The sequence below is a fragment of the Mesobacillus maritimus genome (assembly GCF_023715205.1).
Lineage (GTDB): Bacteria > Bacillota > Bacilli > Bacillales > Cytobacillaceae > Mesobacillus_B > Mesobacillus_B maritimus_C.
The window spans coordinates 1-20,158 of sequence record NZ_JAMBNR010000030.1 but is presented as its reverse complement, the minus strand read 5'-3'; the positions used below and the strand labels follow the sequence as shown (position 1 = coordinate 20,158).

Sequence of the window (20,158 nt, the reverse complement as noted above, 5' to 3'; positions counted from 1 at the left end):
GATGCAAAATGCCTGGAACGCATCCTCTTGATAACACTTGTAACATATGGGTAAGCCGTATGCCTTAATAGGGCACGTACGGTTTGATAAGGGGGAAGCCATGATAGTGGTTTCCCTACTTTATTATAAGCAATTACAGGAATCGGTTATACTAGTTTTCTGATAAAGACTTCCCTAAAGAAAAAATAATAATATTATGTAAACAAATTTACGCAAATTCTTAAATAAAATGATAGAAATCAAGTACATATAAAGAATAATATTAACTGCCATTTTTTATAAGGATTTACGGTTGAAAACCAATGCATTTTAATGGTGAACTTTTGATTTTGTGTTTGGAGTAAATTAGTATATTATTCCTTTGTTAGACTGGACAAACTTGGAAAATTGGTGAAACAGAAATAAATATCGGAAATAATGAGCTAACCAGTGTAAATTTGAAAGTTGGGAAGATAAGAAGAATAGAGAATATTTTTTGTTTAACTTGGCTATTTAAACGTTGGTTTAATTGCAGAATTCCTATCAGAACTATTTTTTTTCTATTTGAATAAGGAGAACAAATGGAGTATATCCTTAAGGAACCAAATGAAATTTAGTAAAAGGTATATGCTATACGAGTGGGCGGATTATTCGACGCATCCTAATTAACCATTTATGCTAATTAATGGGAAGCAATTTACGAGAAAGGATTGCTTAGAACAAATATAGAAAGGACGAAAAACCATGAAAATTCTAGTGGTAGGGGCCAATGGCCAAATTGGAAAACATCTGGTTTACTTGATTCAGAATCGTGAAAATTTCGTAGCGAAGGCGATGATCCGTAATCAGGAACAAGCCAACTTTTTTGAAAATCTGGGTGCGGAAACAGATATCGTTGATTTAGAAGGTACCATTGACGGAATCGCGAAAGCTGCAGAAGGCGTAGATGCAATTGTGTTCACAGCAGGTTCTGGGGCACACACCGGAAAAGACAAGACGATAATGGTTGATTTAGATGGTGCGGTCAAAACCATTGAAGCTGCTAAATTGACTGGTGTCAAACGGTTTATCATGATTAGTTCCTTTGACACGACACGTGAAGCGATTCAGTCAGCTCCAGAGTCGTTTGCACCATACGTAGCAGCAAAGCATTATGCTGATGAATGGTTAAGAGCTACGGATCTTGATTATACGATTATCCATCCAGGCATCCTCACGAATGACAAAGGAACAGGCCATGTGAAAATTGGTTCCAAACTCGAAGTGGGGGAAGTCTCAAGGCAGGATGTTGCTCAGGTGATTCTTTCGACTGTGGAAAATGAATCTACGATCGGAAAGGAATTTCAAGTAATTGGCGGCTCAACACCAGTGCAAGAAGCAGTGGCATCGGTTCAATAAAATATCGGGATGCTTTGAAGACAATTTACCATAAGTGGTAGATTGTCTTTTTTTGTAAAGTGTAGTTTTAAAAATTATTTCTCTGCACAATGTGCTAAATTCACATTGTCTATCACCACTGTGGCTCGCTAAATATGATAACTTTATCCAATATTCCTGTCCCCGTAAAAGCAATAAGGGGGATAGTTTGGAAAACGACATATAGATAATTTGGGACGTAACTGTGAATTTTGCCTTTATGAAAAAGGCTTGAAACCGACAATTGGGTTTCAAGCCTTGGATTTGTCCGAGAAGGGGATTTCGTTAATTTATCTAGCGGTCATGCCACCATCGACAACGAACTCTGATCCTGTGCTATAACTCGATTCGTCTGAAGCGAGGTATAAGACTAGGTTAGATACTTCTTCGGGCTTTGCAACGCGACCATTTGGAATGTATTTGGCAAATTCTTTTACGGCATCTTTTGTTTCTTCTTGAACAATCATTGGGGTTTCAATGACGCCAGGGTGAACAGAATTTACGCGAATGCCATAGTGAGCCAATCCGAGCGCAGCAGCTTTGGTCATTCCTCTGACAGCAAACTTAGTATCGGTATAGCCAATCGCACCCCCGACTATGCCGTTCATTGAAGAGATGTTTACTATTGAACCGCCTTCCGCTTTTTTCATAGATGGGATAACTGCTTTCATTCCTAAAAATACCGATACTTGATTAATATCGACAATACGTTTGTACTCTTCTAGTGTCAAATCCTCGATGGATTTATTCATGGTAATACCAGCATTGTTGACTAGTATGTTTACCGGACCAAATGTTTTTTCTGTGAGAGCAACAGCTTGTTCCCAATTTTCTTTATTAGTAACATCTAGTTTTACAAACTTAGCATTTTCTCCTAATTCAGCCGCGAGAGCTTGTCCTTCTTGTTCCAAGATATCCGCAATTAAGACCTTCGCACCTTCTTTGACAAACAAACGAGCATGACTTGCTCCCATTCCACGGGCTCCACCTGTAATAATGGCAACTTTATCAGCTAATCGTTTCATGTAAAATACCTCCAAATGGAATTATTTATTGTCTTCAATATGTTTTAAAAGTTTTTCTTGAATGTTTATATATTGATGTATTTCTTCTTCACTCAATGCTTCGAAGTGTTCCATAAATAAGGTTTTACCAATTGCCTGTGCTTCTGACAATGCTTTTTCACCAACAGAGGTAATTCTCAACTGAATCACCCGACGGTCGGTTTCGTCAAACACTTTTTCAGCAAGCCCTAAATCAAAAAGTTTGGTAGCAATATTCGTCATTGCCCCTTTTGTATAGCCTAGTTTATTAGCTAAATCCACTTGCCTTTGTGTACCATTTGTTTTCAATTCCGCTAAGACTAGAATTGGAGAAATGCCAAGCGGATAGGGGAATGCTCTAGTGAATTTAATTATGTTATCGTTATTGATTTTATCAATCATATGAATGAGCTTAAAAAGGTTGGTTTCACGCAAAAAATCCACTCCAGTGTTCTCTTCTTAGCGAAGCATAATGCTACCGCCATCAACCATTATTGTTTGTCCGGTAATATATTTAGAATCCTCAGACGCAAGAAAAACAGCGACACGACCGATGTCGTTCTCGATATCTCCAAAGTATCCCATAGGTATTCTGCTCTTTACTTCTTCATAATATTTTGGTTGAGCTTTTGCCCACGCTTCCACTCCTGGAGAATTAGCAATGGGACTTATCAAGTTGACATTGATTCCAAAGCGCCCCCACTCATTCGCGGCCACCCGTGAAAGTCCACGAATTGCTTCTTTCGCAGCTGCATAAGCTGCTTGAGTTTCGTGTCCGTTCAAGCCTGCACCAGAAGCGAAATTTATGACGTGTCCTTTTGACTCTTTCAAGTATGGAAGAGCAGCCTGCATAAGATAAAAAGTTGGATAAAATCCAGTTCCGAATGATAAATCTAAATCTTCTTGTGTTGTTTCCGAAATAGTTTTTTGTTTTGATGCATGGGCGTTATTAACTAATACATCAATTCTGCCGTATTTTTCAACCACCGTATAAATGATGGTTTCAAGGTTATCTCGGTCCATTAAATTTGCTTTTTTGAACATTGATTTTGGTGAAATAGCTTGTAGTTCTTTTTCCATGTTTTTTCCGGTATCTTCATTTAAATCAACAATTACTACAATGGCTCCTTCTTTCACCATCGCCTTTGCAATCCCGCTTCCGATTCCAGCGGCACCGCCGGTAATAATGACGATTTTGTCTTGGAGTTTCCCCATCTAAATCATCCTTTCTAAAAATAGTTTAATGCTAAACTACTTAGGAATAGTTTAGCATTAAACTGTTTTATAAGCTATAGAAAATGTTTTCAATTTATCAATTTTTTCTCTAACTACGCATGATTTCTTTGGCAGGAATGCTAGAAAATTATACAGGTTAAGAGTTTAATGTGATTTTTATGAGTAACTCGTAGTGAAGTTAGATTGATTGGTAGTTTACGGACTAATAAGTTCATAAGAAAAAGTAGTAAACGGAATGTAAGCTATCAAAATTTTGAAAAAATAAACTTAACTTCCTTTTATAACTCTATTAATATCTAAAATGTTGGGATTAAAGCAAAAAGATGTCAGTCTGTTTGCGGAAGTGGTAAAACAATATGTATTAACTTCTCTTATTGGTTTGTTAACTTGTCAAAATTAAAATCGCACATGTGCATGAAGACCCAAAACAATCATTTGTAACTCTTTAGAGGAGAATAATGATGAGAGAATGAACAAAAGTGAGTTGTTGAAAAATAAATATTTCATGTATTCACTTAGACAAATTTAACCTTAAGATTACCTTAAAGGGAATACAAAGAGGATTTATAAGGAAGTATTTAATACAAAAGGCAAACTATTATTGGTAGTTTGCCTTTTTGGCGCGTTCAAATGACTTTGGGCGATGCATTTGAAGATTTTTTAAAGAAAAAACACAATAGAAATAGTTCTACATATTTTTCCATAAATGCTGCAAAATAAGATGGGTTATAACTGCGAATGAAATGTTATTAATTAGGGGGATGTTAAAGGATGTTTGGGAAAACAAAGGAAAACACCTTAACCTCTGCAGAACTATCAGGGCTTTGGTTTCAGTATCAAGGCGATAGTATGGCGATTTGTGTGTACAAACATTTTCTTAAGATTGTGGAGGATAAAAAAATCAAAACGATTCTAGAAATATCCCTTCATTTAGCTGAAACACATATTAAGAAGATTACTGCCTTTTTAGAAAATGCCAATTTTCAAGTACCAAAAGGATTTACTGAAAAGGATGTTAACTTAAAGGCACCACGACTTTTTTCAGATAATTTTATGCTCTTTTATTCTTATATTATGACCATCCATGGATTAACTGCATATAGCTTAGCAATCACAAACTCAGAGCGCAGAGACATACAAGATTATTTTTTTGAATGTACCGTAAGTTCAAAGGACCTATTTCAAAAGATTGTTAGTATCTCTAAAACAAAACCATTCTTTTCAGGAGTTCCTGGGGTACCTTCCCCTTTAGAAGTTGAATTTTCGAAATCAACTGGCATAATTGATAATTTGATTGGCGACAAAAGACCATTAAACAGTTCCGAAATTAGTAATTTATTTTTCAACTCTCGGAAAACGGGTTTTATTCGTTCACTCAGTTTGGGGTTCAGTCAGGTGGCAAAGTCTGAAGAAGTTCGGAAATTTATGCGGAAGAATGTGAAATTGGCAAGTAAAGATGCCGATAGTTGTGATAAGATTTTGCAGGAAGACAATCTTCCTATACCTGAGAAATGGGATGCAGAAATCACTGATTCCACAATCAGTCCATTCTCGGACAAATTGATGATGTTTCATGCGGCTTTTTTAGTAAATACCGCCCTTTCCTATTATGGTGCAAGCTTAGGATCAAGTTTGCGCTCCGATATTATACTGAATTACCGACAAGTCTTTACTAATGCGATGAAAGCTGGTGTGAGTGTTTACCATATTATGGTGAAACATGGTTGGTTAGAAAAAATTCCAGAATCCATTGATCGCAAAGGATTAGCAAAGCGTTCAGAATAAAAATTAATTTGGTTATCAATGACTGTGAAGATTGTTATTACGAATTTAACGCAATAATCGTCTTTTCGCAGGCGCAATTTAAGTTTACAAGCTCTTATCTCGTGAATGCAGCTATTTTTAGGTATAATATCGTTCATTCAGTCGTATACCTTCAAAAGCAACAAAGTTTCAGTAAAGGGCCTTATCAAAAGAAATGAAAACTGAGCACAGTATTCTTCTACTGTGCTTTTTGTTCTGCCTAGAATCTTAAGGTGAAAAAATCAAAGACGGATATTTTTATATCAATTTAAAATGGATAGCAGCAAGAGGATTTATATGTTTTTTTAAAGGTGATGTACTCAGGTTGCCATTGAAAAATGAACATTCCGGTACAATTTTTAAAAATGAAAGGGAAGAAACCAAATCTATTGAATATATAGTAAAGGGGACTTCCAGACTTCCCTGATAATGAAAGGAGGAGAACGTAATGACCAAAAAAATTCTATTGCTAGCGGGCGACGCGGTTGAGGAATTGGAGATTTATTATCCTTATTTTCGTTGTTTAGAAGAAGGCTATAATGTAACAATTGCTGCGCCGTCTAAGAAAAAAGTTCAAACGGTAGTACACGATTTTATTGGTTGGGATACGTATACTGAAAGCAAAGGATATTTGATCGAAGCACATCTTTGTTTTGAAGATGTAAATCCAGAGGAATACGATGGATTGATTATTCCAGGAGGAAGAGCGCCAGAATATATTCGCTTAAATCAAAATGTACCTAAAATCGTTGCTCACTTCTTTGAAGCAAATAAACCAGTCGCTGCTATTTGCCATGCAGCGTTAATTTTAACAACAGTTCGTCAATATTTGGAAGGCAGAGAAATGACCGCCTACATAGCATGTAAGCCGGATGTAGAGGCAGCTGGTGCCACTTATATTGAAGAACCTCTTCATGTTCAAGGGAACCTTATTTCTGGGCATGCTTGGCCAGATTTGCCAGGTTTTATGAAAGAATTTATCAAACAGATTAACCAGTAGATATTGGGCTCATTAAAAGAAGTAATAAAAATCATCAAACCTCAAGGCTTAAAAGCAAAGGGGTTGATGATTTTTTTTGTAAGCTTCTTGAATTGTGACTACACTTTGAAATTTATTACCCTTGAAAAAAAATTCATTTTTTCGTCAAGTTTAAGACTTTTTAGTGGAAAATGATGCCTAAACATACATGTAAATGGCACTAAACGAGGAAAAAGTAAAATTTCTATCCTCAGATAACGGTTCACCGTTGGATCATTTTCATGGTTTAGCAAGAATAATTTAAAAGAGTAATATTAAAACAAACTAATGAAGTTTTGTCAATATTTAAGGGGTGGGATTCTTTAAAGTATGAGATTTCATCATAGTAGTTTTTCCTCCATAACCATAGAGTGGTTTACTAGTCAAAAGTTATAATGATGACGGAGCATTATACATAAAGCAGTAAACTATTGAAAAAAGGTGGAGAAATTCATGATTGGAATTATCAAGCGCCCGAAGACAAAAGGATTTGCTCAAATTGATAATAAGACTTACCAAGAAGATTTAAAAGACATCCGCGCAATGGGGCTTCTTTCTTATTTGATGACACTGCCTACCAATTGGCAAATTAGTAAAACACACCTGTATGCTGAGTTAGGAAAAGGTTTAGTTGCAGCGGGAATCAGAGTGCTTGAACAAAAAGGGTACTGGGTTCAAATTACCTACCGGAGTGGAAGCAAAAACTTACATTCTTATTCTGTCTCCGATTTACCTTTTTCCGACTTAGAGATTAACGAAATGATCTGGGAATTAGCTGATGAAGGATTTAAAATTAAAAGCATTAGTGAACCGTTTTCACATCTTCTTGCGGAAGTTGAGGATGTTTTTGATTGTAAAAATGAAGAGGCTCTACAGGGGAATCGCTCCTGTTCATCCTCAGTTATTGAAAAACAACAGTTGGAGACCAGTACTTCAACCTTAATTGCTGAAATTCAACATTTAAAAACTAATACTTCAAGTTTAACTGTTGAAAAAGAACATCTATTAAATAAACAAGAAAAAATAAACAAAAAAGAAATAAATAATATTAAAATAAATAAAAATAAAACAAGGGTTGAAAATCATCATCAAATAAATAAAGAGAGTGATGAATTTACGGAACAAGCATTAAAGATAACCGATGATGATTTCAACCGGAATAATCATCTCTCTCTTAACGATAGAGTGAGAAAGATTAGTGAGAAGTTTCTCTATCTCCGAAATCGAGGAGATTTGCTGTCTGTTAAGGATATTCATTCGATTGAAAACATCGCTAATCTTCACGTACCACTGGAAACACTTCTAATCTGGATGGATCAAATCTTTGATAAATACGGGAAATCTTCACCTCAACAGACAATCAACAGTATGAGTTACTATGAAGCTGCCATTCGATCGCAAACAGATGTCTCTAAACATAAGGGACTATCAATTAAGCGGAAGGAAACTCTACAGGAAAGACTTGAACGACTTGATAAGTTAGGATTACTAGACTGAAAAAGATGAGCCTTTCAAGTTGTTGTGATTCCATAAGAAAGTGCCCTTGCTCTGCAATTTAGAAGCTGTTTTTATTCTAGAATCCATTCAAGATTGGCAGCTACATTGCTGCAAAAACTCTGTTCGTTTTGTATGAATATCGGTCAATGTCTGTGTTGAGATAGCCTTATATTAGATACGTTTTTACAATGCTTGCATCTATAAAATTGGTCGGTAGGAAAAGGCTGCTTCCCCTTTATTTTCTTTGAGACGCTATGTTACAGTTCTATATGATGGGGAAATACAGATGAAGACGAAACTTATCATATCATCGGGCATAATAGGGGGTGGCATAATTGTAGCTCCGCTATTCATATTTGTTGATGAACTAGGAGACAACCAATAAGAATTGAATTCGACTATACATACTTATGAAGAAGGCACAAAAGTAGATGACACAAAACCGATTATTGAAACAGTCGAACCCGAAATAAATATAGATGACATCAATACAAAGCCAATAGATATATAAAGTCCTATATCGTTGATAAGACGGAATTTTCCAGTTTAGATGAGTTTATGCAAAATACATATTCAAACTGGGCGGATGGTTCTATCGCAGTTTTCAAACAGATGAGACAGCTGAGATTACATTAGCAAATTCAGCTCTACATTATCTTAATTATTTTGAAAAGAGTATTGCTGAAACAGCTCTAGCCGAAGACTTTGCAGATTGGCAGCAAACGGCCTATGAAATTGTGAGGATTCACGGTACGGAACAACAAACGCAGCATGAAGAGCTGGCGAATGAATTTGAAAATCAAATGAATGAAATTTATCGAAGAATGTTTAATCATTAAGTATATGGTTTCTTATTTAACCATTTCAAATAGGCTTGGCCGTTTTATCCAAGCCTATTCTTCATAGCAACATACTATTTTAATTACTTGAACATGGAATCTTTGAGTATGAATGCATGTGTCTTGGCTTTAATTTTGTATCCAATGCGTGCATGAACATTTGAAAAATACTAGACACTTTCATTCATGGTCAACCAAGTAAGCATCTTTAGTCTTCCTAGCGCTTCTGATAATCTCTCTTCATTCTGCGTTAGGGCAATACGCACATACCCTTCGCCTTCTCTGCCAAAAGCGTGTCCAGGAGTGACGACAATGCCAGCCTCATCGATTAGTTGGTAAACAAACTCGAGGGAAGAGTAGGCATTTGGCACTTTTGCCCAGATAAACATCGAGGCTTTTGGAGGTTCGACTTTCCAGCCTAATTCATTTAAACCTGTCACGAACAGATCACGTCGGCTCTTGTAAATACTTCGTAGCTGTGTGCTAAATAATGAAGAATGGTTTAGAGCAACAGTCGCGGCTTTTTGGATCGGCAGAAAAACTCCATAGTCAAGGTTTGATTTTAATCGTTTTAATGCGTTTATAATTTGTTTATTGCCCACCATGTAACCAATCCTACAACCTGCCATATTAAAACTTTTTGAGAGAGAATTAAATTCGACCCCGACATCCTTTGCGCCTTCAACGGCTAAAAAGCTGAGCGGCTTTTCCTCATAATAAAGCTCTGAATAGGCAAAATCATGAATGACCACAATTTGATGTTCATTGGCGAACTGAACAACTTTCTCAAAAAACTCTTTTGTAGCTAATGCTGGTACAGGGTTTCCGGGGAAGTTTAAAATCATGATCTTCGCTCTTTCTCTAATTTCTTGAGGAATATCTTCTAAATCTGGTAAAAATTGATTTGCTTCTTTTAATGGCATTCGATAAGGGGTAGCACCAGCCAGAGAAATTCCTGCATCATAAGCGGTGTAGCCAGGGTCTGAGACAAGGATGATGTCCCCAGGATTTGTTAAAACCATCGGCAAATGAACAAGCCCTTCTTGGGATCCCATAACCATTATGACTTCTTCGGATGACTGTAAATTTACATTATACTCCCGATTATAATAGTCCAAAACAGCTTGCTGAAACGCTTCTGTACCGGTTAGTGAGTACCCATATTGTAAAGGATCTTGAACATTTTCTTGTAATTCATCGATTACAAAATCTGGAGGAGGTAAATCAGGACTCCCGATACTTAAGTCAATTAAATCTTTTCCTTCTTGCAGTTTTTGTTTTTTATATTTTGCTAGTTCGCTAAAAATTAAAGTTGGGAACTCATTCATTTTTTCACTAAGGTTTATCTTCATAACAAACATCTCCTAGAAAAATATAATTGTATTTACGAAAGGTATAAGATGGATCCTCAATGATTTAAAGGAAGCGGTTAAACCTAAACAGATGTTAAAAATGGTATATTCAAAAAACTTTGTATAATGTTAATCTTAACAAAGTAATCCGAAAATTACATTCTTTTCTGTAATATGTACGGATAGACAGATGTAGAGTTTTATATAAAAAGAGAACTACTTCCATTTCTCTGATTATGTTTAACTTGAATGGAAGAAATAGATAGTGGGAAATCTAAGTGGAATTGTAGAGTTTTCATTAACCTCTATACGACGAGGTGAAATTTTGCATCATAATATAAAATTGAAAAGGTATGGGGAACAGCAATGGAACTATGGAACTTCCGACTAGAGTTTTCTAAATGAAAATGCATGTAATGAAGAGGTAAGAATTTTAGCTGGGGACACTTTACCTGCACTGATAAATCATGAAAAACTTCGAATTATCAAGAAGCACAGGGAAAGAAAGGATTTAAATTGAAAATCAAGGCAACTTCCTCCCTGAAATTTTATACAAATATAAAGTAGCACCATCCTATCAATAGAAGTTACATTTTTCTTCATGACGAATGTTGATAGTTAGCAACACGTTCCTTTTTGGTCCAATTCCAGCAAAAAAGCTAGGATAGGCTATAATCCTAGCCTTTTATTTCTAAATTATCATATGTTAAAATACTTCCTCGACGTTACAGCATTCAATCATCGATAACTTTCAATCGATGTTTCGATAGCTGGATGGAATTCTTTTTGATAATGATTCTGGGGACAAGATTTTATAACTATGGCATCGAAAGCACTTGTTTTTTTACTAATTAAAACTTCTCTGCAAATGGGACATTTTTCATTAAAAAGGTTCTTTAACATTTTCATTACGGTCCTCCAATTCCCTTTTATTCCTATAAATATACTTTGGATTATAAACAATTCATCCATCGTAATCAATGAATGAATTGTTTATAATGTATGTTTAGGGTAATAATTGGTGAAAGAGACCAAATGTTGAGTAAGGAATTAAAACATAAAAAACAAACGAAAGGGAGGTTCATCATTTGTCCCTTTCGTTTGTTTTTAAACGGACTTGCGATCTTCAAATGGGAAATCATCTTCTAAGTTGCGTCTTTTCAAAAGACCGAAAAAGTTTTCAATTTCGCGCTCTGCGCTAGCAACGGAATCAGAACCGTGGATGACATTTTCTTCTTTGCAAAACGCAAAGTCACCACGAATGGTACCTGGCAAAGCTTCTGCAGGACTTGTTTTTCCAATCATGAGTCGAGAGACCTCAATAATGTTTTCTCCTTCCCAAACCATGGCAAAAACAGGCCCAGAAGTAATGAAGTCGACCAATTCACCAAAGAATGGCTTTGATTGATGTTCCATATAGTGAAATTCCGCTTTTGAGCGGTCCATTGTCATAAGCTCTGCATTTAATAACGTAAAACCTTTTTGTTCAAAACGCTTGATGATTTCTCCGGTTAACCCACGTTTAACTCCGTCGGGCTTAACCATGATAAATGTGCGTTGTAAAGTCATACGATTCACCTCTAAAAATGTAGTATCTTCATAACCATTATGAACAAGCTTGAATCTATGTATACTATATATTGGTAAAAGTTCAATATTCTTACCAGACGAACAGATAGTACCTCGAGCCCCGTCTTGAAAGCATAGTGAATAATCGAAACGGTTAGTGTAGATGATTTTATGAAACACGACCGTCTTCTGGGGTTATTTAAATAGGCTGTTTTGTAACGATTGTTGTTTAAATCCTAATTTCTCATAAAATATAAATTATTATTGAATAATCTAGATACTCAGACGTATTTTTTCTTCAAAAAACAACAAAGTTTAAGAAAAGAGCCTATAAATAATACCTACTTTATCTCTTTCATTTTTAATGGAATAATGTATAGTCAAGGAAAAGGAGATTAGTGGGAGCATATGGTGAAAATGGATTATTCCATTGTTGACGTGTTTTCTGAAGGAAAATATACTGAAAATCCTTTGGCGGTCTTTAAAAACTTTAGAAATCTGTTTATGTAACTAAAATTTTTTATACAGTGTTTTATCTAAATGAAGTGAGGTGAAAGGAGGTTTCAAAATTGCGTACGATTCGAAAGCTTTATCAATTTTTTGTAGACAAACCTATAAAAAAAGGAGAACTTTTAAACAATCACTATGAGGTATTAAAACTTATTGGAACCGGAAGTTATGGCATTGTTTATCTTTGTGAAGAATTGGAAACAAGGGAGAAGGTGGTGGTCAAACAGCTTCGTCCGAGTAAGAGCAGTAACAGAAAAGAGGTTAAGATGTTTGAGAGTGAAATTTCTGTATTGCGTAAACTTTCTCACGATAAAATCCCCACATTTTATGGATCTTTTTTACATAAAAAACAATTATTTTATGTAATGAGCTTCATTGACGGTGACAATCTAGAAGACCAGATTTTTTTTAGTAATCTAACTTTCAATGAAAAAGAGTCTTTACTCATACTATATCAGTTGCTCGATTTAGTGGATTATTTGCATAAAAAACACATTTACCATCAAGACTTACGCATACCTAACATATTACTAAAAAACAGGGAACTTTTCCTTATTGATTTTGGGTTATCGATACATAATGACGAAGGTAAAGAAACCGTAGAGATGAGACAACAGGACTACTATGATTTAGGAGATATCCTTTTGTATTTGCTTTATACAACCTACTCTTCTAAAAACAAAAAAGCCCTTCCTTGGACAGAAGAACTTTCTTTAGAAAACGAAACTGTTTATTTGCTAAAAAGACTCCTTCAAATTGATGAACCTTACTCAAATACTAGTGAAATTTTTACTGATCTTCATGCTGCGTTATCAAAACAAACGGGCGTGACTGGAACTTAATGTGGTGGAAGATTAACTACTGCTACGGCGTTTTCGTTTGTAATAGTTACTTCCACTCAATGGTGATCGTTTATGACGGAAGTTACTACTGCTACTGCCTCGACCATAGTATTTCCCTCTCCGTTCGCTGCTACTTCCCCGGTGATAATGACGATGTCTTCGCGCGCTACTGTCTTGAGAAAGATTCTTAATTTGCTTTAGAATTTTTTTAAACATAGTTTACCTCTTTTCTCTCAGATTGGTGTATGTTTTTTAGTCTAACATAGTTTTTAGTTAAACCTAATCGTTTGCTCTTATAAGTTATACTACGTTTCAATGCACCTTTTTAATAATCCCTTTTAATAGTTATCGCTTCAAATAATTGTTTTCAATAGATTGGTATTCTTCTTCTAAATCGCTTAAAGTTAATTCGTATAAATGTTTGTTGTCCTTTTTATAAACTCCCAATTTGATCATCTTATGAATTAATTTTTCCTTTTTTAGCTGAACTGCGTATCGAAGTGAGTTTTCCATAATTAAGCACCTCTATTCAAATTAGTAGGAAGGAGAGTTATGATGGTGGTTAAAATAGGCTTAAAAAAAAGAACTATTGAAGCATATTTAACCCTCTATTTTAACGCACTATTTAAATATTAAAAATCTTAACCCTTTCCTTTACTGTTGTTATTATAGAAAGGACATTTATAAAAATTTGTCGATTCAAAACGAAAATATGACTTTTAACTAAAATGTTACTTTCCTATTATAAAAGTAAAATTTGCAGTTTATTTTTAACTTAATTAATAGAGGTTTATGAATATGCAAGGAGAAGGAAGTGGGTTTTGTAGTGACATTCACTAGCAATTTTATATCCTGCAAATATTCATTCTGTGAGATCAAGATTATGTTCATAGAAATTTTACACTAAATCAAATTAGGTAGGTTTTAGTTAGATTAACTTGTATTATCCTTCTATTTAGCTACATCTAGCAGAATTAATATAAGTAAGACTTCAAATTTAAACTTCACGGGACCTATCCTTTATTTTTGCGTTTTTTCAATATATCCTAGAAATGGTAGAAATGGAGGAATCTAACATGAAGAAGATATTTGCAGATGTCATACAATTTCGTGGCAGCCATTATGATTTTGGGGTAAAACAAGGGAAAATCATAAAAGATTCAATTTTAGTTAGAAATCGTGAACGGCAATGGAAAGTTCGGATTCCTAAGTTTAAGATTAATCCTGAGGAGACAAAAGCAATGTTTCAAACTTACGCCCCTCAGATTTGGGAAGAGCTTTTAGGATTACAAGCTGCTTTAGAATGGCCTATGGAACGTGTCTTGCTAGAATTTGGTGGGTATCGCGTGAACATCAATCCTTCTGGTTGTTCTATTTATGTGGGCGAGAATTACATGATCCGAAATTATGATTATCATCCGAAAACATATGATAGTCGCTGCGTGATTTACCAGCCCAATGATGGTGGTTATGCGACCATTGGTTTGACCCAGAAAATCACTGGTCGTTGTGATGGGATGAACGAAAAAGGATTAACAATGGGTTATACGTTTATGAATCGGAAACGGCCGGGTGACGGCTTTATTTGTCATATGATTGGCAGACTGATACTCGAACGTTGCTCCAGCGTTGAAGAGGCGGTGTATTTGTTAAAAGGAATTCCACACCGCGGATCATTTAGCTATGTGCTATATGATGAAAACAGTGAAATGCCTTCTATTGTGGAAACATCACCGCGACGAATCGAAGTGCGTGAGGGATCAGTGTGCACCAATCATTTTAAAATTATGACCGAAGAAAATCGTCGTGTTCTAGATGACTCGACTAAACGAATGATGATTATTGAGCAAAAGGAAAAACAAGGATTAAACGGCAAACAAGCTTTCAAACTTTTAAATGACACTAATCAGGGCGTATTCTCCAAACTGTATGGAAGCTGGGCAGGTACAATCCATACTTCTGCTTACTTTCCAAAAGAAAGAGAAGCATGGATTGCACTTGGTGGAGATCAAGAACCAACAAAAATTGATTTTTCCCAGTGGTTGAATGGGGAGAACTTAGCAATGAAACGAATAGAGGGAATGGTCGATACAGATATTCCGTTTGTCCATATGGAACCAGCGGATTGGTATCAAAAATAAAAAAGGTGCGTGGGAAGAGCCAACGCACTTTTAGCTGTTTATTTAGATTTAGGAATTCTTTATTTGGCAGTTGTATAGCAAATCATTTGATTTCTTAGATTTATTAATGGTCCAAATTTTATGGATTTCTTAGAAGATACTAAATGAGATGAGGAATTCACTATAAAAGGTTAACTTATATGCGAAAGCTATATTACCCATTAGTTTCCTAAAAATAGAACAGGAAAAACATGGAACTTTTTTATGAATAACTTCGTATTAAACTAAAGGAGAGGATATTACATGGAGGAATAAGGCTGTATAAAATGTGGAAGTAAAGATGCTTCCAAGAAGGAAGTTGCGATGACCGGTACAGGTTTATCCAAAATTTTTGATGTTCAACACAATCAGTTTATCGTGGTGTATTGCAATAAATGCGGTTATTCTGAATTCTATAATAAAGAAGCATCAAAGGCATCCAATATACTGGATTTGTTTTTTTGTTCATAAGATATTGCTTGCGCTTTCTCCTCAAAGGAGGAAGCGTTTTTGTGTTAGTCTCTTTACTCAAACTTTGTTGCTTTTGACTAAAAATACGGCTGAATGAGCTAGGTTTTATAAATAAAAAATACCTTCATTCAAGAGAAAAGAGCTTGCTAACACAATTTTAAGCATCCAAAATGACAATTACTGCGTTAAAATCGGCACGAGGATTTCAACAACAATTTTTACGAAACAGCCTTTGTTTATATGAAATAGTCCAGTTAGATTGTTGGAAATTTTTTTAAAAAAAGGAGGGTGATGAAAATTGCATGATCAGTAACAATAAATTCATTTTCATAATTTACCAAGTATGATCATATACATCCACAACTAAGGTGAATGAGGTGGAGAAATGATTCACAATGTTAGCAGGAGATTATTCTGGATGCTAGTTGGAAGTACTGTTGTAGCCACGTTCATCGGAATTGCTTTGTATAAAGCTGGTCTTATTTCTTATCATGAGAAGAATGCTTCGGAAAAAGATGCAAACCAAAAGAAGAAGCGAATAAGAATTGGAAAGGTAAGGCTTTCATAAGGGGAATGAGTATTAGAGTCCCAGTGGGGGCTCTTTTTTATCATAAGAATAATAAGGATAGCGTTTCACCTATACTCCAGAATATAAAAAAATGGATATATGCTTTCTGTACTGATTTAGGTTTTACGACTAAGAAGGCGATTATAGGGCGTTGCCTAAATGTCACAGAGACGCTCCAAATAATCTTGTTTCACAAAAACAAATTGTTTCACACGTCTCTCTCTTTATCTAGAGATTAGACATATTGTTGGCTGTCCAACCATATATTTAAAAATTATAGGGGTTTTTTGGGGTGTTGGATTTGCTTTTTGCGGTACTGGTTGTAGGTTCCGTCTGCATTAGGTGTTGCGATTCAAAGCTTATGAGAAAGATGAATATAGTATAGGAGGGTTTCCTATGACAAAGAATCATCAGTTTGAAGCAATGAAAAGCAACTGGGACAGATTGTCGATGGGGGATTTTTATAAGACCCTTGCAGTAGAAATGGATTTCACAAGAGCGACGGATTTAACGTACTTAAGAGAGAAGGTTCTTGAAGTGGTTGGGAAGGAAAATGAAGAGAAAGTAAAAGATCATTTGTTACCAGCAATTCTCGTGACAGCTTTTTATTATAAAACAGGACGGAAAACTATTCGCTTAAGTAAAGCTGAGAGTAAATCAATTCTTACCATGAATGAACCCTATGTAGATGTAATGGATATTTCAACCCATAACCGCTGTGTATTTATTAAAATTGACGATGGTCTATTAACGGCTACCGACCAGCATGGAAATTTACTAGAAATTGAAGGACTTTATTTGTTAAGTACGAAAGTAGCTTCCCAAAATGCCTTAATGGTTTATTCCGTTTTTAATGAGAATGGAAAATACGGATTTCATTATTTGTCGTTCCCCTACGGGAAAGAAGGGAATCTATATGACTATTATGACTCATTCTCTAAAGCAATTGGATTGAAAAATAATGTCTATCAATCACGTGAAATATTAGAATTCGGCTTAAATGCGATGAATTTCTTAAGTGCAAAAGGTAGGATTTAGGCTATAGTACAACGAGATTTGTCATGTCGAGATAGTAGTAAAAATAAAATCAAACTAAAAAAAGGTACAAATCGGAAACGGTTTGTATCCTTTTTGTTTTGGTATAATGTTTGATACATAGGCAAACACGTTATATTTCCTAAAACCATTACAAAGGGAAGATTGAAATTGAGCGGCATTTAAAAGTGGTGAAAAAACCTCATTGGCATTTCGATTACTTGCGACCATTCATAGAGGTAGATGAAGTTCAAACTTTCCCAGTCAAAGCAAAGAGGGGGAGTGCCAATTGTTTCAAAGGTTGATAAATGAACGGAACGGTTCAATCCCCATTCAACGGTTTGTTCCTCGGATTGTCGGTGCGTAGCGCATTTGTATTATATAAATAAAGATATCGACTAGGTGGGTTACGATATGAGCAGAAAAAAACTGGATAAGGATACAATAAAGATGAAGTTTGGAAAGACCGCTTATGTTCAAGAGGAGATAACCAATGTTATATTTGCCTGGCAACATCCAATTATTTCGTGTCAGCTATGTATCAAATATATTTTTAATTGGATTATGCGACTAGATCATGCATATTCTCCTTACGTTCACCGCTATTCTACTTTTTTCTTTACTCTATTTTTTAGGGCTTTTATTTGGAATTATCTTGGTATGGCTATCGGTGTTCTCACAAATCATCAGTCTGATGCCATTAGGTTATGGACAGAAATTCCGTTGGTGGCAGGAGTTGCTTTTTTTCTAGTTTGGACTTCATTAGTCGTTATTAGGGCTGTTATTTTTGTTTTGGAAAGAATTAAACTAGTGAAAGAGGATCAAGTTTTTATGTATAGGGTGGGAGTATTTTTTGTTTACGGCAGTGTGGCGCTGATTGCGTTGGGACAAACATTAGAATAGGAAAAGTTTAAATGGCAGCCAACACTCTATTAATTAAACGCATGTCCAACCATATGGGCATGTGTTTTGTATTTAAAACACTTAGATTGTATAAATATACAATAAAGGTTATTATATTTTATATAATTTAAATTTATCTAGAATCATAGAAATGATTTATCTATTTGTAAGGGGATTGGTAAATTTTGGAACTTAAAAACTTAGAATTAGCAAAACAGCTGCGTCACGAATTGCATCGATACCCTGAGCTTTCGAATCATGAAGTTTGGACGAAGCAGCATTTAATTGATTTTCTTCAAGTACATACTAATCTTGAAGTTGTTGATAAGGGTGCCTGGTTTTATGCGGTTTATCAAGCAGGAAAAGGGAAGAAAAATCTTGCTTTTCGTGCAGATTTTGATGCGTTACCAATTGATGAAACCATTTCCTTACCATATGCTTCAAAAGTTGCTGGTGTTTCTCATAAGTGTGGTCATGACGGACATTCTGCAAGCCTTGCAGGATTTGCACTTGAAGTCGATCAAAAAGGGAGCGAAAACAATATCTTCTTTCTATTTCAACATGCAGAAGAGACAGGTGATGGTGCAATTGAGTGTGCTTCACTAATAAAAGAACAGCAAATCGATGAAATCTATGCTTTCCATAATATGAGCGGTTTACCCTTTCAATCTGTGAATGTTATTGATGGGGTCGCTCACTGTGCATCAAGGGGAATGACAATCCGTATGGAAGGAACCCCTGCTCATGCGAGTCAGCCGGAAACAGGTGTTAATCCTGCGTTTGCAATTGCAAGGATTATTGAAGAAATTCCAAGTCTTACACTACCAGAAAAACATGAGGGACTTGTTCTTTGTACCGTGGTGAAAGTCGATATTGGTGAACGTGCTTTTGGGATTGCGGCTAGTAAGGGTGACTTGCTGTTGACGATTCGAGCTCTATACGAAAATGAATTAAATCAGTTGCAGAAAAATCTTGAAAAGATAGCCTATGAACAAGCAGATAAATATGGAATTAAGGTCAGTTTCTCATATACAGATGTTTTCCCTGAAACGTTGAATCACAAAGAGTCCAATAATCGTGTTCGTAAAATTTGTCGTACTCTAGGTATACCATTAGGGGAGTTAACGGAAGCCTATCGCGCTTCTGAAGATTTTGGTCACTATACGAAGTTAACTAAAGGAGCAATGGTTTTTATCGGCAATGGAGAACAGTATCCACATATTCATACGGTTGAATATGATTTTCGCGATGAATTGATAGAAACAGCAGTCGAGCTTTTTAAAGGAATCGCACAGGTGGAATAGTAGAATTAGTGAAGCTACTTTCATTAAACACACTTAAATTAGCTTTTAATAACTTCATTTAAATACTCTGGTTAAATTTAAGCCTCCCCAAAACCGTCTTTCTATAAGTGGGTTGGGCAGGCTTTTTAACCAAGCTGCTTAAATTAGTTCTCAGACAACTCTGATAAAGACACTTCGGTTTCCTTTTGAGGTTCGTTGATAGGGAAAATCCGAGCTGTTTCTTTCCGACTATCCACATTTTGAATATAAACCTGGACACCATTGCATGTCACATTGACCATATTAGGGGAAGTGGCAATTTCTTGTGCTCGCTGAGTATTCAATAACAACACTCCTTTAAAAAATGGCTACGATTTTATTTATTTACATTCTGAAGAAATTTGTGTAAAAAAGAACACCGTTCAATAAAAAGGTAAACACATTAATGTGCTTACCTTTTTTTCAAGGGGCAATTAAGCTTATCCTAATACAGGTCTTCGGATCATAACCGTTAGCCATCCATGAAGCGCAAAAATCAGCGCTTCACCACAGAGAATGAAAATGGTTAAGAACCGTCAATACTGATTCTACGGCTGGGAGAGGAAGGTCGCTTAACTATGGTGCGTTAGAGCCCA

The 20,158-nt window shown here is 35.5% G+C and carries 20 protein-coding genes; 12 read left to right on the top strand and 8 right to left on the bottom strand.

Annotated elements, in window-relative coordinates; all coding sequences use genetic code 11:
* The first annotated feature begins 723 nt into the window (after positions 1–723).
* Positions 724–1,377: an SDR family oxidoreductase gene (locus M3182_RS24795; protein ID WP_251560487.1), complete on the top strand. Its 654-nt coding sequence runs from the start codon at positions 724–726 to the stop codon at positions 1,375–1,377.
* A 308-nt stretch (positions 1,378–1,685) separates the two neighbouring features.
* Here the strand turns inward: M3182_RS24795 and M3182_RS24790 are convergent, their stop codons facing one another.
* From M3182_RS24790 to M3182_RS24780, 3 genes are read right to left on the bottom strand one after another with little or no spacing between them, the layout of a single operon-like run.
* Positions 1,686–2,420 (bottom strand): glucose 1-dehydrogenase, encoded by a 735-nt coding sequence (locus M3182_RS24790; protein WP_251560485.1) that lies wholly within the window; start codon positions 2,418–2,420, stop codon positions 1,686–1,688.
* 21 nt (positions 2,421–2,441) lie between these two features.
* Positions 2,442–2,873 carry a MarR family winged helix-turn-helix transcriptional regulator gene (locus tag M3182_RS24785; protein ID WP_285869521.1) on the bottom strand — a complete coding sequence of 144 codons (432 nt, stop codon included), beginning with the start codon at positions 2,871–2,873 and terminating at the stop codon, positions 2,442–2,444.
* Between the two features lie 24 nt (positions 2,874–2,897).
* Positions 2,898–3,653, bottom strand: coding sequence for an SDR family NAD(P)-dependent oxidoreductase (locus M3182_RS24780; RefSeq protein WP_251560483.1), 756 nt, complete (start codon positions 3,651–3,653; stop codon positions 2,898–2,900).
* Positions 3,654–4,445: 792 nt separating this feature from the next.
* Here M3182_RS24780 and M3182_RS24775 point away from each other — a divergent pair.
* The 4 genes from M3182_RS24775 (at position 4,446) to M3182_RS26270 (ending at position 8,503) form a co-directional block, all read left to right on the top strand.
* Positions 4,446–5,459 (top strand): DUF3231 family protein, encoded by a 1,014-nt coding sequence (locus M3182_RS24775; protein WP_251433509.1) that lies wholly within the window; start codon positions 4,446–4,448, stop codon positions 5,457–5,459.
* Positions 5,460–5,925: 466 nt separating this feature from the next.
* Positions 5,926–6,477, top strand: coding sequence for a DJ-1/PfpI family protein (locus M3182_RS24770; RefSeq protein WP_251560481.1), 552 nt, complete (start codon positions 5,926–5,928; stop codon positions 6,475–6,477).
* Positions 6,478–6,948: 471 nt separating this feature from the next.
* Entirely contained in the window at positions 6,949–7,992 is a 1,044-nt protein-coding gene (locus M3182_RS24765) for a hypothetical protein (RefSeq protein WP_251560479.1), read from the top strand.
* A gap of 388 nt (positions 7,993–8,380) precedes the next feature.
* The gene (locus tag M3182_RS26270; RefSeq protein WP_285869516.1) at positions 8,381–8,503 is read left to right on the top strand and encodes a hypothetical protein; all 123 of its coding nucleotides are present in this window, start codon (positions 8,381–8,383) and stop codon (positions 8,501–8,503) included.
* 498 nt (positions 8,504–9,001) lie between these two features.
* On the opposite strand, the gene M3182_RS24760 is transcribed toward M3182_RS26270, so the two are convergent.
* Positions 9,002–10,183, bottom strand: coding sequence for an LL-diaminopimelate aminotransferase (locus tag M3182_RS24760; protein WP_251560477.1), 1,182 nt, complete (start codon positions 10,181–10,183; stop codon positions 9,002–9,004).
* A gap of 1,107 nt (positions 10,184–11,290) precedes the next feature.
* Positions 11,291–11,752 (bottom strand): nucleoside-diphosphate kinase, encoded by a 462-nt coding sequence (gene ndk, locus M3182_RS24755; protein ID WP_251560475.1) that lies wholly within the window; start codon positions 11,750–11,752, stop codon positions 11,291–11,293.
* Positions 11,753–12,321: 569 nt separating this feature from the next.
* On the opposite strand from ndk, the gene M3182_RS24750 reads away from it, so the two are divergent.
* The gene (locus M3182_RS24750) at positions 12,322–13,104 is read left to right on the top strand and encodes a protein kinase domain-containing protein (RefSeq protein ID WP_251560474.1); all 783 of its coding nucleotides are present in this window, start codon (positions 12,322–12,324) and stop codon (positions 13,102–13,104) included.
* Between the two features lie 12 nt (positions 13,105–13,116).
* Here M3182_RS24750 and M3182_RS24745 read toward each other — a convergent pair whose 3' ends face one another.
* Positions 13,117–13,320, bottom strand: a complete 204-nt coding sequence (locus M3182_RS24745; RefSeq protein WP_251433490.1) for a hypothetical protein — start codon at positions 13,318–13,320, stop codon at positions 13,117–13,119.
* 129 nt (positions 13,321–13,449) lie between these two features.
* Positions 13,450–13,617, bottom strand: a complete 168-nt coding sequence (locus tag M3182_RS24740; protein ID WP_251433487.1) for a Fur-regulated basic protein FbpA — start codon at positions 13,615–13,617, stop codon at positions 13,450–13,452.
* A 563-nt stretch (positions 13,618–14,180) separates the two neighbouring features.
* On the opposite strand from M3182_RS24740, the gene M3182_RS24735 reads away from it, so the two are divergent.
* The 6 genes from M3182_RS24735 to M3182_RS24710 all read left to right on the top strand — a co-directional run bounded on the left by M3182_RS24735 (position 14,181) and on the right by M3182_RS24710 (position 19,544).
* Positions 14,181–15,245, top strand: a complete 1,065-nt coding sequence (locus M3182_RS24735) for a C45 family autoproteolytic acyltransferase/hydrolase (protein ID WP_251560472.1) — start codon at positions 14,181–14,183, stop codon at positions 15,243–15,245.
* Positions 15,246–15,545: 300 nt separating this feature from the next.
* Positions 15,546–15,734: a zinc ribbon domain-containing protein gene (locus M3182_RS24730; RefSeq protein WP_251560489.1), complete on the top strand. Its 189-nt coding sequence runs from the start codon at positions 15,546–15,548 to the stop codon at positions 15,732–15,734.
* Positions 15,735–16,119: 385 nt separating this feature from the next.
* On the top strand, positions 16,120–16,302 hold the full coding sequence (locus M3182_RS24725) for a hypothetical protein (RefSeq protein ID WP_251433481.1): 183 nt from the start codon (positions 16,120–16,122) through the stop codon (positions 16,300–16,302).
* 396 nt (positions 16,303–16,698) lie between these two features.
* A complete protein-coding gene (locus M3182_RS24720) occupies positions 16,699–17,340 on the top strand; it encodes a hypothetical protein (protein ID WP_251433478.1) in 642 nt (213 codons plus the stop codon).
* A gap of 411 nt (positions 17,341–17,751) precedes the next feature.
* On the top strand, positions 17,752–18,240 hold the full coding sequence (locus tag M3182_RS24715) for a hypothetical protein (RefSeq protein ID WP_251433474.1): 489 nt from the start codon (positions 17,752–17,754) through the stop codon (positions 18,238–18,240).
* Positions 18,241–18,425: 185 nt separating this feature from the next.
* A complete protein-coding gene (locus M3182_RS24710) occupies positions 18,426–19,544 on the top strand; it encodes an amidohydrolase (RefSeq protein WP_251560470.1) in 1,119 nt (372 codons plus the stop codon).
* Positions 19,545–19,687: 143 nt separating this feature from the next.
* Here the strand turns inward: M3182_RS24710 and M3182_RS24705 are convergent, their stop codons facing one another.
* Positions 19,688–19,867 carry an H-type small acid-soluble spore protein gene (locus tag M3182_RS24705; RefSeq protein WP_251433468.1) on the bottom strand — a complete coding sequence of 60 codons (180 nt, stop codon included), beginning with the start codon at positions 19,865–19,867 and terminating at the stop codon, positions 19,688–19,690.
* Positions 19,868–20,158: the final 291 nt, after the last annotated feature.